This is a genomic window from Dorea sp. Marseille-P4042 (assembly GCF_900290215.1).
GTDB classification, from domain to species: domain Bacteria; phylum Bacillota; class Clostridia; order Lachnospirales; family Lachnospiraceae; genus Dorea; species Dorea formicigenerans.
This window is the reverse complement of the sequence record NZ_OLMI01000001.1, coordinates 362,212-374,613: the sequence shown is the minus strand read 5'-3', so window position 1 is coordinate 374,613 and position 12,402 is coordinate 362,212. Positions and strand designations below refer to the sequence as shown.

General features: G+C 38.6%; 25 protein-coding genes. All 25 read left to right on the top strand.

Features of this window, described 5'->3' with window-relative positions:
* Positions 1–3 precede the first annotated feature (3 nt).
* The 25 genes from C7E02_RS01975 to C7E02_RS01860 all read left to right on the top strand — a co-directional run bounded on the left by C7E02_RS01975 (position 4) and on the right by C7E02_RS01860 (position 12,398).
* Positions 4–237 carry a hypothetical protein gene (locus C7E02_RS01975; protein WP_105308682.1) on the top strand — a complete coding sequence of 78 codons (234 nt, stop codon included), beginning with the start codon at positions 4–6 and terminating at the stop codon, positions 235–237.
* A complete protein-coding gene (locus tag C7E02_RS01970) occupies positions 230–835 on the top strand; it encodes a hypothetical protein (protein WP_105308681.1) in 606 nt (201 codons plus the stop codon). Before C7E02_RS01975 ends, C7E02_RS01970 begins: the two co-directional genes overlap by 8 nt.
* A 4-nt stretch (positions 836–839) precedes the next feature.
* Complete coding sequence (locus C7E02_RS01965; protein WP_105308680.1) at positions 840–1,424, top strand: hypothetical protein; 585 nt, start codon at positions 840–842, stop codon at positions 1,422–1,424.
* Positions 1,425–1,429: 5 nt separating this feature from the next.
* On the top strand, positions 1,430–1,801 hold the full coding sequence (locus C7E02_RS01960) for a four helix bundle protein (protein ID WP_105308679.1): 372 nt from the start codon (positions 1,430–1,432) through the stop codon (positions 1,799–1,801).
* Positions 1,802–1,998: 197 nt separating this feature from the next.
* Positions 1,999–3,030 (top strand): RNA-directed DNA polymerase, encoded by a 1,032-nt coding sequence (locus C7E02_RS01955; protein WP_105308678.1) that lies wholly within the window; start codon positions 1,999–2,001, stop codon positions 3,028–3,030.
* Entirely contained in the window at positions 3,027–3,149 is a 123-nt protein-coding gene (locus tag C7E02_RS20025) for a hypothetical protein (RefSeq protein WP_278336537.1), read from the top strand. Before C7E02_RS01955 ends, C7E02_RS20025 begins: the two co-directional genes overlap by 4 nt.
* Positions 3,146–3,727, top strand: a complete 582-nt coding sequence (locus C7E02_RS01950; protein ID WP_105308677.1) for a hypothetical protein — start codon at positions 3,146–3,148, stop codon at positions 3,725–3,727. Before C7E02_RS20025 ends, C7E02_RS01950 begins: the two co-directional genes overlap by 4 nt.
* Positions 3,728–3,729: 2 nt before the next feature.
* Positions 3,730–3,939: a hypothetical protein gene (locus C7E02_RS01945; protein ID WP_105308676.1), complete on the top strand. Its 210-nt coding sequence runs from the start codon at positions 3,730–3,732 to the stop codon at positions 3,937–3,939.
* Positions 3,936–4,208, top strand: a complete 273-nt coding sequence (locus tag C7E02_RS01940) for a hypothetical protein (RefSeq protein WP_158682965.1) — start codon at positions 3,936–3,938, stop codon at positions 4,206–4,208. The genes C7E02_RS01945 and C7E02_RS01940 overlap by 4 nt, the downstream gene beginning before the upstream one ends.
* A 59-nt stretch (positions 4,209–4,267) precedes the next feature.
* Positions 4,268–5,635 carry a DNA cytosine methyltransferase gene (locus tag C7E02_RS01935; protein WP_105308674.1) on the top strand — a complete coding sequence of 456 codons (1,368 nt, stop codon included), beginning with the start codon at positions 4,268–4,270 and terminating at the stop codon, positions 5,633–5,635.
* 10 nt (positions 5,636–5,645) lie between these two features.
* The gene (locus tag C7E02_RS01930; protein WP_105308673.1) at positions 5,646–6,548 is read left to right on the top strand and encodes a phosphoadenosine phosphosulfate reductase family protein; all 903 of its coding nucleotides are present in this window, start codon (positions 5,646–5,648) and stop codon (positions 6,546–6,548) included.
* On the top strand, positions 6,538–6,933 hold the full coding sequence (locus C7E02_RS01925) for a hypothetical protein (protein WP_105308672.1): 396 nt from the start codon (positions 6,538–6,540) through the stop codon (positions 6,931–6,933). Before C7E02_RS01930 ends, C7E02_RS01925 begins: the two co-directional genes overlap by 11 nt.
* Positions 6,934–6,957: 24 nt before the next feature.
* Complete coding sequence (locus tag C7E02_RS01920) at positions 6,958–7,425, top strand: XF1762 family protein (protein ID WP_242978719.1); 468 nt, start codon at positions 6,958–6,960, stop codon at positions 7,423–7,425.
* A gap of 85 nt (positions 7,426–7,510) precedes the next feature.
* Positions 7,511–7,732: a hypothetical protein gene (locus tag C7E02_RS01915; RefSeq protein WP_105308670.1), complete on the top strand. Its 222-nt coding sequence runs from the start codon at positions 7,511–7,513 to the stop codon at positions 7,730–7,732.
* A 71-nt stretch (positions 7,733–7,803) separates the two neighbouring features.
* Positions 7,804–8,256 carry an SAM-dependent methyltransferase gene (locus C7E02_RS01910; protein WP_330406716.1) on the top strand — a complete coding sequence of 151 codons (453 nt, stop codon included), beginning with the start codon at positions 7,804–7,806 and terminating at the stop codon, positions 8,254–8,256.
* A 7-nt stretch (positions 8,257–8,263) separates the two neighbouring features.
* Positions 8,264–8,617 carry a hypothetical protein gene (locus C7E02_RS01905; RefSeq protein WP_105308669.1) on the top strand — a complete coding sequence of 118 codons (354 nt, stop codon included), beginning with the start codon at positions 8,264–8,266 and terminating at the stop codon, positions 8,615–8,617.
* 17 nt (positions 8,618–8,634) lie between these two features.
* Positions 8,635–9,204, top strand: coding sequence for a hypothetical protein (locus C7E02_RS01900; RefSeq protein ID WP_105308668.1), 570 nt, complete (start codon positions 8,635–8,637; stop codon positions 9,202–9,204).
* Positions 9,201–9,899, top strand: a complete 699-nt coding sequence (locus C7E02_RS01895) for a hypothetical protein (protein ID WP_105308667.1) — start codon at positions 9,201–9,203, stop codon at positions 9,897–9,899. The genes C7E02_RS01900 and C7E02_RS01895 overlap by 4 nt, the downstream gene beginning before the upstream one ends.
* Entirely contained in the window at positions 9,900–10,427 is a 528-nt protein-coding gene (locus C7E02_RS01890) for a hypothetical protein (protein WP_105308666.1), read from the top strand.
* Between the two features lie 150 nt (positions 10,428–10,577).
* Positions 10,578–10,838: a hypothetical protein gene (locus C7E02_RS01885; RefSeq protein WP_105308665.1), complete on the top strand. Its 261-nt coding sequence runs from the start codon at positions 10,578–10,580 to the stop codon at positions 10,836–10,838.
* The gene (locus C7E02_RS01880) at positions 10,835–11,017 is read left to right on the top strand and encodes a hypothetical protein (RefSeq protein WP_105308664.1); all 183 of its coding nucleotides are present in this window, start codon (positions 10,835–10,837) and stop codon (positions 11,015–11,017) included. The genes C7E02_RS01885 and C7E02_RS01880 overlap by 4 nt, the downstream gene beginning before the upstream one ends.
* Entirely contained in the window at positions 11,004–11,324 is a 321-nt protein-coding gene (locus C7E02_RS01875) for a hypothetical protein (RefSeq protein ID WP_105308663.1), read from the top strand. Before C7E02_RS01880 ends, C7E02_RS01875 begins: the two co-directional genes overlap by 14 nt.
* Positions 11,305–11,754 (top strand): hypothetical protein, encoded by a 450-nt coding sequence (locus C7E02_RS01870; RefSeq protein ID WP_158682964.1) that lies wholly within the window; start codon positions 11,305–11,307, stop codon positions 11,752–11,754. Before C7E02_RS01875 ends, C7E02_RS01870 begins: the two co-directional genes overlap by 20 nt.
* Positions 11,755–11,763: 9 nt before the next feature.
* Positions 11,764–12,120, top strand: a complete 357-nt coding sequence (locus C7E02_RS01865; protein WP_105308661.1) for a DUF551 domain-containing protein — start codon at positions 11,764–11,766, stop codon at positions 12,118–12,120.
* Between the two features lie 2 nt (positions 12,121–12,122).
* Positions 12,123–12,398 carry a hypothetical protein gene (locus tag C7E02_RS01860; protein ID WP_105308660.1) on the top strand — a complete coding sequence of 92 codons (276 nt, stop codon included), beginning with the start codon at positions 12,123–12,125 and terminating at the stop codon, positions 12,396–12,398.
* Positions 12,399–12,402 lie beyond the last annotated feature (4 nt).

Here is a 12,402-nt window from a genome sequence, read left to right as displayed (position 1 = left end):
TGAATGGCTAGAAAGAATATACAGAGTGGTACGGAAGAATTTGAGCTTTTCAAAGACTTCTGGAATATGTACAAAGACAATGCAACCGTTGAAGATGCAGATGAGTATATCAATAAGATTATTTCTGATGCTGATAATTTTTACAAAAAGTATGGTTCGCCATTTGCAAAGGAACTGGCTGTAGCGTTCGTAAATGAAATAGATAGAAAGATGATGGAGGAAAAGAAACATGGATAAAGTATTGAAGTTAGCAAAAGGACTGGTGGCAGCAATCGAAGAAGAGAGGCAGAAAAACAAGGTGATGCTGAAAGATATCCCGGCTGGTGGAAAGTTTGAGACAGGCATCGGAAGATTCATTGTTCTGGAGCAGAAGGCGGATTGCACGGTAATTATCACAGAAGGATTATATCGTAAAAATGAAGAATTTGACGATGATTGTACTGATTACAAAAAATCTTCTTTGAGAGAACTGTGCGATGGCGAAATTCTCAATGAATTTGTCGCTGAGTTCGGAGAAGATAATATCTGTGAAAATGAAGCAGGATTAGTAACAGTTGATGGTCAGGAAGTTTTTGGAAAGCTTCTGACAAAGGTAAGACCAGTAACATTCGATGAGGGACGTAAATACAATGAATTATTAGTCAACAAGGAACTGCCGGATTGGTACTGGACATGCACCTCTTGGAGTACAGAGGAAAGAGGTTGGGCATATTCAGTAGCGGTTGTTTCCCCGTCCGGTGACTTCAACTACAATAACTACAACCTCAGTATCGGGGTTCGCCCACTTTGTATCTTAAAATCTAATATCTTTGTATCTCGCGTAGAGGAGGATTAATACGATGACATTAAAAGAATTTGGAGAAAATCTTGAAAAGCTAAATGAAGCATATGAACAGTTAAGAAAGAAATATCAGAAACCGGAAATCGGAAAGACAATTGATGTTTCCGGGATTAAGTGGCTGGTGCTGGACAAGCTCGAGAAAGGATATCTTGTAATTTCCAATGAGTTTTATGGATGTAGCAGAAAATTTGACAGTGATTGCAACGACTGGGAAAGCAGTGATTTGAGAAATGAGCTTAACACAGATCTTCGCAAAAAGATTGAGAATGAGTTGGGAGTGGATTCACTTGTTGAATTTGAGCGCAATTTACTTTCATTAGATGGTCAGACTGAATACGGCACTTGTAGAGATTTCGTTTCACTCATTTCTGTGGACGAATACCGAAAATATAGAAAGCTTCTTCCAAATACAGAGAGATGGTGGTGGACACTTACACCGGACAGCACACCTTGTAATAATGATGGTAAATGGCTTCGGGTTGTTTCCCCGTCCGGTGACGTCAACATCAATAGCTACAACCGCAGTAACGGGGTTCGCCCGGTTTGTATCTTCTCCTCTTCAATCTTTGAATCTGAGGAATAGTACAAATGTCAGATGAAGATTTATTGGTAATTGAAAAAGCGAAAGAACTTGCTAAGCATACTTTAAAAGTAACAAGCAATGCTAATAGGTATCCAAAGAAATTCAGATTTTCATTAGTGGATAAGATGCAAAATAAATCGTTGGAAATCTATGAAATGTTATTTGAAGCCAATAGAACCGATATTAAATATTACAAAAGAGATCGTCTTGAACTGCAAACAAAAGCAATTACATATTGCGATGAGCTCAATTTTTATATAGAAATGTCGTATGCTCTCGGGATTATAAATTCTGCTAGTATGGGAAACTGGTCAAGGATGGTTTCTGATGTAAAATATATGGCTATTGCATGGAGAACCAAGGATAGAAAAAGATAAATACATTTTTAGGTTCGTTTCCGTTAAGCGGTTGTTTCCCCGTCCGGTGACATCAACAACAATAACTACAACAACAGTAACGGGGTTCGCCCATTCTGTATTACAGACAGTCAGAGTAGGCATCAAGCCGAAATCAGAGAAATAGATACAAAAAGGAGACGGACCTTCCTCTCAGAGGTAAATATAAAGGAGTACCAATGGATAAGGATATTGTTACAGATTATGGGAATATGTATCACGCTTATAAAAAAGCGAGATCTGGTAAAAAATTTCATGGCAGCACTGCAAGATTTTCTAATATAGCTTTAGATGGTATTAATACATTAAAAAAGCAATTAGAAGGACAGGCGTATACAGTTGATCCGTATAACGAGTTTGAAATATGCGAGCCCAAACGTAGATTAATTGAATCATGTACCTTTAAGGATAAAGTAGTGCAACATACACTCTGTGACAATATTCTGCATCCGAAATTAAAAAATGCATTTATCAAATACAATTCCGCCGGACAGGTTGGAAAAGGGACATTATATGCATTAGACGGATTAAAGAGTCACATGGAATCATTCTACAGTAGACATGGTACAAATGGCTGGATATTGAAATGTGATATTAGACATTTCTTTTACGAAATCGACCATGAAATATTGAAAGACATTGTAGATTATTTCTTCCCTGATCCGTACACAGCATGGATTAATCATACATTAATTGACAGCAGAGAAAATCCAGGTTTGCCACTTGGTAATCAGGCTGGACAGGTGTATGCGCTCCTTATGGTTCACCCAGTCGATTGTATGATAACTGGTGAGCTTGGAATTACTGAATATGGTCGATACGCGGACGATTTTTACTTGATTCATCAGGACAATGAATATTTGAAATGGTGTTTGGAATGTATCAGAGAAATGCTAAAAACACTTGGACTTGAATTGAATGGGAAGACACAGATCATACCGTTTAGGAAAGGAATGCGATATTTAGGATTTCATCATTATATGACGGCCGATGGGAAATATATTCGGAAACTGACCGGAGAGAACAAGCGGAAGAATAAGAAGAAATTTCGAAAACTGGTAAAAGATGTGAAAGCCGGGAAACTCACGGAAGAAAAATTCTATGAGAAATATAATTCATGGAAGAACCATGCATTGCATGGAAATTGTATCAAGTTGGTTCACAGTATGGATCTGTATATAGAGGAATTGATGAAAGAGGTGACAGAGTGACACGACAGGAACAGGAGAATCAGGAGCAGGAACAATATCTTGCGGAGTGGTCTAAAAAGCAGAAAGAGAAGCGAGAAAAGAAGAAACGGAAGTTTTGGTTTAGGAGGGATAGAAAGTGAAATATAAGGTTGGAGATAAGGTAAAAGTAAGAAGTGACTTGAAATGCGAGGAGTATTATGGCGGTGTTCTATTCGCTTCTGAAATGAATAGATTTAAAGGAATGGAATTTACAATCACAAGAGTTAATAATGGTGGATATTATGAAGTACTTGAAGTAATATATAATTTCACAGATGAAATGCTTGAACCTGTAGAAGAGATGAGTGCGGAAGAAGCAATTAAAATTCAAGCTGAAATGTGTAAAAGCATCATGTGTAAAGACTGTGCGATTGACAGGCTTAGATGTGACCCACATTGCGAATGTGCTGAATATCGTTCAAAGAATCCCGACAAAGTACTTGAAATCATCAAACAGTGGAAGAAAGACCATGAGAAGAAAGAGGTTGAGACAGAGCGCGCCATAATGGTTCGTGTGCTTGTTGGAAATGACTGTAACGGAAAATGCGTACATGAAGAAGAGGTTCCATCCGGTGAAACATGGGAGCGAGCGCAAGAAAGAGTGCTGAAAGAATATTGTGAAAACCACGAGGGCAAATACATATCTACAATATGTGGCATCTGCCGGGTAAAGGAGTAACTATGGACACAGGAGAAAAGATAGATTACATGATTCAGTGTTTACATGTAGCAAAAGGAGAAGCCATGTTTTTGGACGAATACGATTCTAAAAACTGGGAAACCGATATGAGATGGTTATCTATGCACAGAGCGCCAAACAAAGCATTAATTAAGGACAACCTTAGAAATGTGGCAAGAATGGGATTCCAGCTTGCGAATGAGGTGAAATGATGATTAGAAAATTGATAGAAGAAATTATTGAAAAGTATTATCGGGAAGACGGTGAATACTATTCAAGAGATCGTGAAGATGAAAGCGGAAACGATTTTGAAATGGACGAAGAAATTAAATCTGCATTGGAAGAAAAAGGAATACAGTTCGAGATTAGATTTGAAGATGGTTTTTCTTCGTGTGCCTACGACAATGATTTTCTGGCTATTGCATGGATAGAAGCGGATGGCACGTTGGAACTTACAACGGTATTGTTAGAAATTAAATAAATTACAGAAAGGAGACGGAGCTCCGGCCGGGCAAAGATATATCGGCTCCTTTCGAAGATATGAAAGATTTAATTATAGACGCCTTTGCTGGTGGCGGGGGTGCATCCGTAGGAATTGAAATGGCACTCGGCAGACCAGTAGACATTGCCATTAATCATGATCCAGACGCCATATTGATGCATAAGACCAACCACCCGGATACGTTGCATCTTACAGAAGATATTTTTAAGGTCAACTTGAAGAAATATGTAAAAGGACAACACGTGGCTCTTATGTGGGCGAGCCCAGATTGTACAAGCCATTCAAAAGCAAAAGGTGGCAAGCCAAGAGAAAAAGGACTTCGGATTCTTCCGTGGGCGGTATACAAACACGCAAAAGCTATTCTGCCGGATGTAATTCTTATGGAGAACGTAGAAGAAATACAACAGTGGGGTCCGTTAGACGAAAAAGGTTATCCAATACCGGAGAGAAAAGGCGAGGATTACAAGAAATTTATTACGGCAATGAAGAACCTCGGGTATCGTTTCGGGAGTAGAGAGTTGGTAGCTGCTGACTACGGAGCACCGACCACAAGAAAGAGATGGTATGCAGTATTCCGTAGAGATGGACTGGAAATCAGATTCCCAAAGCAGACTCACAGTGCAGACGGCATCGGATTTGAGAAGTGGAAACCTTGTGGAGATTACATTGACTGGTCAGACCTTGGAAGTTCGATATTTGAGCGAAAGAAACCACTTGCAGAAGCTACACAGAAGAGAATCGCAAACGGTATTAAGAAATATATTATCGATGCAGAATCTCCTTATATCGTGAGGAATGGAGAAGCACTGGCATACATCATCCAGTATCACGGAGAGACGAGAGCCGGTGATTCAAGAGGACAGCTTTTAACAGAACCAATTAAGACGATTGATACATCGAACCGATACGGACTTGTGACAGCTTTCATAACGAAATATTACAAGACCGGGATTGGACAGGGGTGTGATGAACCACTTCACACAATTACAACTTCGCCTGGCCATTTCGGTTTAGTATCTGCTTTTCTTATCAAATATTACGGTGCCGGATGTGGTCAACAACTTGATAAGCCACTGGGAACGATTACTACAAAAGACAGATTCGGACTTGTAAATGTGGTATTGGACATTGACGGAGAGCAATATATCATATCAGACATTTTTCTTCGGATGCTGAAGCCGGAAGAACTAAAAGTAATGCAAGGGTTCCCGAAAGATTACATTATCGACAGGGATTACAACTGGAAGAAATATCCGATTGCAAAGCAAGTCGCAAGAATCGGGAACAGTGTGGTTCCAATTATGGCAGAAAAGCTTGTAGAAGCAAACTGTCCGTATCTGAAAGTCGGCGAGAGAATGCTGAACATGAGCATTGATGATACACAAGAACAATTAAGATTTGCGTAGGTGAGAAGAGATGGATTTAGAACAAAAAGCAATAAAAAGAATTCAGGCTGCATCAGAAATGAGCTTATACCACTACGGTAAGCCACTTGTATGCGAATACTCAGGCGGTAAAGATTCCGATGTGCAATTGCGATTGTTTGAGATGGCGAAAATACCTTATGAGGTACATAACAGCCACACAACAGTAGATGCTCCTGAGACGGTATATCACATTAGAGATGTGTTCCGACAACAAGAACTGAAAGGAATCAAGTGCACGATTGATTATCACAGACAAGCGAACGGTCAAAATTTGACCATGTGGAATCTGATTCCTAGAAAGCTGATACCTCCGACTAGAATCGTCCGGTATTGTTGCTCCGCGTTAAAAGAAGGCGGCAATAAGAATCGAATGATCTCTACAGGTGTCAGATGGGCCGAAAGCACGAAGAGAAGCCACAGAAGTCCATTTGAGGTATTGAAAAATAGTGCAGCAAAAAGAATTGATGTATCCGATGAAAAAATGCTCATCACAGACAATGATGATACCAGAAAGTTATATGAAAGCTGTCATATGAAAGCTAAAACGGTTGTTAATCCCATTATTGACTGGAAAGATACTGATATATGGGATTTTATCCATACAGAAAAAATACCGGTATGCAGTTTATATGGATGCGGATATCAAAGGCTCGGCTGTTTGGGCTGCCCTCTTGCTAGAAGGACTCAGAGAGAGCGTGAAATGCATGAGTATCCCAAATTCAAACAAGCATATGTTCATGCTTTTGACCGTATGATAGCGATGCGAAAAGCAAAAGGAAAGCCAGTACAGTGGACTTGCGGAGAAGAGGTTTACCACTGGTGGATGCAGGACACAAATGTTTTTGGACAGATGCAGTTATCGGATTTTATGGAGATGAAAAATGAATATTAAATTAAAAGAGATAGACAAAGACACATTGAAAGTCGGAGATGTAGTTGGAGTAGCAAGAAAAGTTGAACACGGCCGGATTTCAACATTCCGGCATAGAATGATTATTTCGGCGAAAATTATAAAGATCACTCCGAAGAGGACGAAGATTGTATCTGATAAATTTGGAGAACATGATAAATACGAAAAATTTTATGAGCTGAACGAGGACGCTGCACAAGAAACGATACTGGCAGAAGCTTTTAAGATATTACAAGATGGAATATACAAACTTGTAGAGCTGAGAAGAAATGGTCGGCTTGAAGCGATGAGTGATGAAGATATCCTGGAAGCATCAAAGCACATGAAAGCAATTATGGAAATTACGGAGAAGTACAGAAAGGAATAACGAATGCATATAGAAGCAAGGCCTATGGAGTTGAAAGAAGCACAAAATTATATAAATAAATATCATCGACATCACAAAGCAGCTCATAGAGATAAATTTAGAATTGCAGCCACAATAGATGGAAAAGTTGTTGGAGTGGTTCAAGTTGGCAGACCTATATCAAGAGTATTGGACGATGGAAATACATTAGAAGTGCTTAGATTATGTACAACTGGAGAAAAGGATATATGTAGTTTTCTATATAGCAGATCCGCACGAATCGCAAAAGAAATGGGATATTCAAAAATTATAACATATATTCTTGAATCCGAAAATGGCGCAAGCCTTAAAGCATCTGGATGGACTTGTGAAGCTGACGGAGTTGGCGGATTTAATTGGAATACGCCGAGTAGACCTAGAGAGATAGCAGCAAATCAAATGAGTTTATTTCCAGAAAAACAAAAATATCCGATTAATGAAAAGAAACAAAGATGGAGTAAGCAATTGAAGTAACAAATAACAGCACCTTGACAATTGAATATTGATGGTTGGAATGGTATAATTTCCGTATAAATTAAATGTACGGGAGGAAATGCCAATGAATGAAGTTAAAGGAACTGACAAATGTTTTATGTGTGACACTACTTTGGATTGGGAATACATACCAAGTCCGAGAAATGGTCAAATTATTACCTATATGGTACCAGATGTAAAAGCAGACATAACCGCAATTAGGAAAGAAGACGATAAAGTAAAAATAGAAGTTGTGTGCATTTGCCCTAGATGCGGAGTTAAAAACAAATATATCAAAACAATATAATTCATCTACCAACCATCAGTATTCGGTGGTTGGTATTTTTATACGCTTTTTTAAGCAGAAGAGGTGAAAAATTGAAGAAAATACTTGATGCATGTTGTGGAAGTCGTATGTTTTGGTTTGACAGAGAGAATTCAGATGTCATATTCGCAGACAATAGAGAGCTTGAGACAACATTGAGTGATGGGCGAGCACTTCTAATTAAGCCAGATATAAAAATGGACTTCCGGGAGATGCCATTTCCGGACAATACATTTAAGATTGTGGTGTTTGACCCGCCCCATTTAAAACAAGCCGGCAGTGAATCATGGCTTGCTAAGAAATACGGGGTTCTGCCGAAAGATTGGAAACCATATTTGAAAGCTGGATTTAATGAATGTATGAGAGTGTTAGAGCCGGACGGAATACTGGTTTTTAAGTGGAACGAGGAACAAATAAAACTGAATGACGTGTTGAAAGAGTTTGGAAGGAAGCCACTTCTCGGAGATCAGAGAGGTAAGACACGTTGGATTTTGTTTATGAAATAGGAGAAATATGAAGAAAATATTATGCTTAATTCTGATTTGCATATTCTTAGTTGGTTGCTCCAATGATGTTTCGGACAAAAGCAGTGAGCCACAAGAAGAAATCACATATACTCACGAAGACGTGGACGCAACCATCACTTACATAGATATGCGGAAATGGTTTGCCATTTGTCCTCGCTGGCAGTGGGAAATATCGGTTGAATATGACGGGCTGACTTATGAAGAAGATGGTTCTGCTAGTGGAGCAATGAATGGACCAAGTTTTGCAGACAGTCAAGAGGGTGATTCAGTAAGAGTTCGATTAACGAACAAATATGTGAACGGAGAACTTGCGGACAGGTTTATATCGGAAATTAGATAGAGAGAAAGGGACGAATTATGATTAATTTGGAGAAAGAAAAGAAAAATTTCCAGAATCATGTAGCAACATTTACAGATTATGAAAACATCAAGATTCTGGATTTTAAAAGACCAGATAGTAATGAATACCGTATCAGATTTCTTTTCGAGGAAGATTATTGCCGATTACATATATCTGGTGATCTTGGACATCTTACAGCAAGCAATTACTGTAATATGCGATTCGGGACATTTGAGGAGCATTTCACAGGTAACGTTGGATATTTTAATGGAAAAATTGACTGCATGGACAGAGACAGATATTACTTTGATGAAGAACAGGCTCGGAAAGATATCTATGAATACATGATGGAGCATGGTTTTAACGGTGATGAATGCCAAGTAGATGAATTTTTAGACGATTCCTTAGAAGATTTCGATGATGAATCGGGAATCAGCAAAGCCGGGTATGATGTATTAAGCGATTATTATCCGGACGTTTGGGAAGAGGTGTCTGATTTTGGAAAAATGAGCACAGGCATCTTAGATTTGTATATGCTGGCATTTAAACTGGCGATGAAGCAATTGAGAGAAAGGAACGAATTATGAAATTAACAGGAATAGCAAGAGAAGATTTAGAAGCGAAAGGTTTGGTGTTACCAAACAAACTTGAATTTGAATGTATGGTAACGGCAATTCCAGACATCTATGCGGGTGGAATCGGCAGAAAGAATGTTGATACCGGAGAATTCGAATCATTCTTTAATGTGGACAATAAAAATGGTAATACAGTGGAATTTGATAGATTCCGGGAGAACGTCACATTACTGGAAAAAGAGCATACTGTCTTAAGTCTTGAAACGCGAGAAGAGACGAATGTGATTGACTATTATGTTCCGTATGATATCCAGGAGAGCAGTAAGAATAGACCGACAGTGACTGATGAATTTCCGGAGAGTGGCTATCTGACAGAAGGTTATTATGAGTGTGAATACGAGTTACTTCTGACTTGCGGAGAGGCAACCAGAAGACTTGTAATTCCACAAAGAACAGTCAATGTTCCGATGATTTCATTGCTGTCGAACATCGAAGATGAAATCAGAGATATTTTGGATGGTTTCCCGGACGAGGATAACAATTTTGCTGATGTGCTGGAATTAATGGATGACCATTACGAAATTAAGATGTTTGATGATTATGGAATTCCTGCAAATATCGAGATTAACCATGCAGATGATTTCGTGAATATGATTGTTTCAGCTAGACAGGTTAAATGTGAATTCAAATATGGAGATGATAAGTAAATGGGAAAAATCAACAAAGAATTTCAATGGCGTATGCAAGGTATCCTTCACGCCAGAGAAGTTGTGTCAAAAGACGGTCTTGAGGGACTGGATAAAGAAATTAAGATGCGTGGTTTTATGCAAGCGCCGTTGGTATACAGCAAAGGTCAGATTGATGGTTGGTGGGATGAATTATCAACGAACCTATATGCCACAATGACCACAGTTGCTGGAATGGTGTTGCGAGAGCATTTCGGGTTCGGAAAGCAAAGACTTCTTAAGTTCAGAAACGAATTCCAGAATATGATCAAAAGTGCGCTGGATCTCGATTACCTTGGAAGTCATTATGTGACGCTTGAGGACTATGCAAATGAGCTGAATGAACAATTTGACATGGGAATCGATGTAAGCCGTGTGAGAAATTGTCAAGGCAGTTATGATGAGACGGACGCAAAGTTTCGAACTGTAAAGTTGGACAAGGTTCTTGAGGAATTGAGAGCTGGAGGATTTGAAGATGCAGCGCAATTCTTGGAAAAGAAGGTGGCATAGTGGGGTGCAGGATTAAGTGTGCAGAAAGCGAAGACAATCATATGTGTTGCTTGGAATGCCCAGATTTTGATGATTGCCCTGTTCAATGTGAGTTTTTGGATGAATATGAATTTGTAGAGAATTGTCCGGATTATGTAAAGGAGAATGAAGATGACGTCTGAAGACTTTATAAGAGAGCTTAAAGAAGCCATGTTAAAAATAGAGCTATCAAATAAACGCATTTTGTTTATGCATCCGGAAGATATTGCAATACTTGATCTGGACAAGGTGAGCAATAGTTTATATCTTGTTGAAGAAAGAAGATTGGAACATTGTAAAGTGATAGCTATTACAGATGAAAACTTAAAAAGAACTGTATGGGATGCAATCAAAAACAATAAAGTGAAGTATCACAGAGGAAGAGGAAAATGAGAAAAGAATCACTGATTCATAAAATCTTGAGGAAACTCGGATTTATCAAAGACATTGAGGACGATAGGAAAATAAAAATGGAGATGTGCAAAAGAGCAATAAAGGCAAATGTATGTCCTGGGGATTGCGACATTTGCGCATGGGATGTGAAAGGTGGGGTTAGTTATGAGAATCATTAGTCAGAACGGATTACTGGATGTGCCTTATGAATTGATTGCAATTTCACCATATTCAGGAAATATGGCAACAATCGTTGGAACATTTCCGGGGAATGACCTCGGCAAAGGAGATAGAGTTTATATTTTAGCTGAATATTCCACCGAAGAAAAAGCAATCAAAGCTATGGAGATGTGCAGAGAAAAGTATCTTTCAAGAATGGAGCTGAATGGTGGGTATGACGTTGTAAACGGTTGCTACGTGCAACCTAATTACTGGGTATTGCCTAAGGTATTTCAGTTTCCAAAAGATGAAGAGGTGCAAATATGATTATTTTATTATTTTTAATTTTTTAGGTTTGACGGTTTTAGGTATATTAGTAGATGAAGTAGGTTTAGCATGTTTCCCGCTTTTTGGAGCATTTGTGTGTTTGATTGTAGGTATTGTCTTGTGCGTAAGCGTAACGGACGGGTCGGTTATAGACAAAAAAATTGCAATGTACCAAAAAGAAAATACAAAAATAGAAAATCAAATGGATGTGCTTGTATCGCAGTATATGAAATTTGAGACGGATACATACGGAGAATTGAAAAATGAAAGTTCTATCACACTTGTATCGTTGTATCCAGATCTAAAATCAGATGAGCTGGTAAAGAAGCAAATTGATGTGTATGAATCAAATAATAAAGAAATAAGGAAAATGAAAGAAAAGAAGATAGATTTAAAAGTTTTGAAATGGTGGCTATATTTCGGAAAGTAGGTGTGGAAAATGCGATATACAGAATATCATGCTGGAAAAGCAGTGATTAAGGACAAGAATAAGCTGGCAGAAGCTATGGAGAAGTTGGCGGAGTTTGAGGAAAAAGAAAAATGTGGAGAATGGCTTGATGCTATCGAACTTGCGAAAATTGCTATTGCGCTACAAAGTCAGAAGTGGATTCCGTGTAGTGAGAGACTTCCGGAAAAACCAGAGGTCTATTCTTTCGATGGCTATATTGTGCAGAGTAGACATGTTATACAGCCATTTTCCGCTTATTGGGATGGCAGAGAGTGGACAGACGATGATGATGTATTGGACGGAGTAATAGCATGGATGCCACTACCAGAGCCGTACAAAGGAGAATGATTATGCTGAAACCAAAAGTGAGAGCTAGTGAATTCAAGAAATTTGGATTCAAAAGATGTAAAGGTATTCCAAAAGAATCAGAATGTTATTATCTCTGCATCGCAAGAGGATGCAAGATGCTGTTTGTCAGTGATTCATATTTTGGTGTAAATGATTGGGATAAAAACGATCCACGGATACATAAGGATGCAAACTGTCGGTACAGGGATAAAAGAACGGCATTGGATGTTATATATGAATTAATCAAGGCAGATATGTTGAAAAGTGAATGGGAGTGAGAAG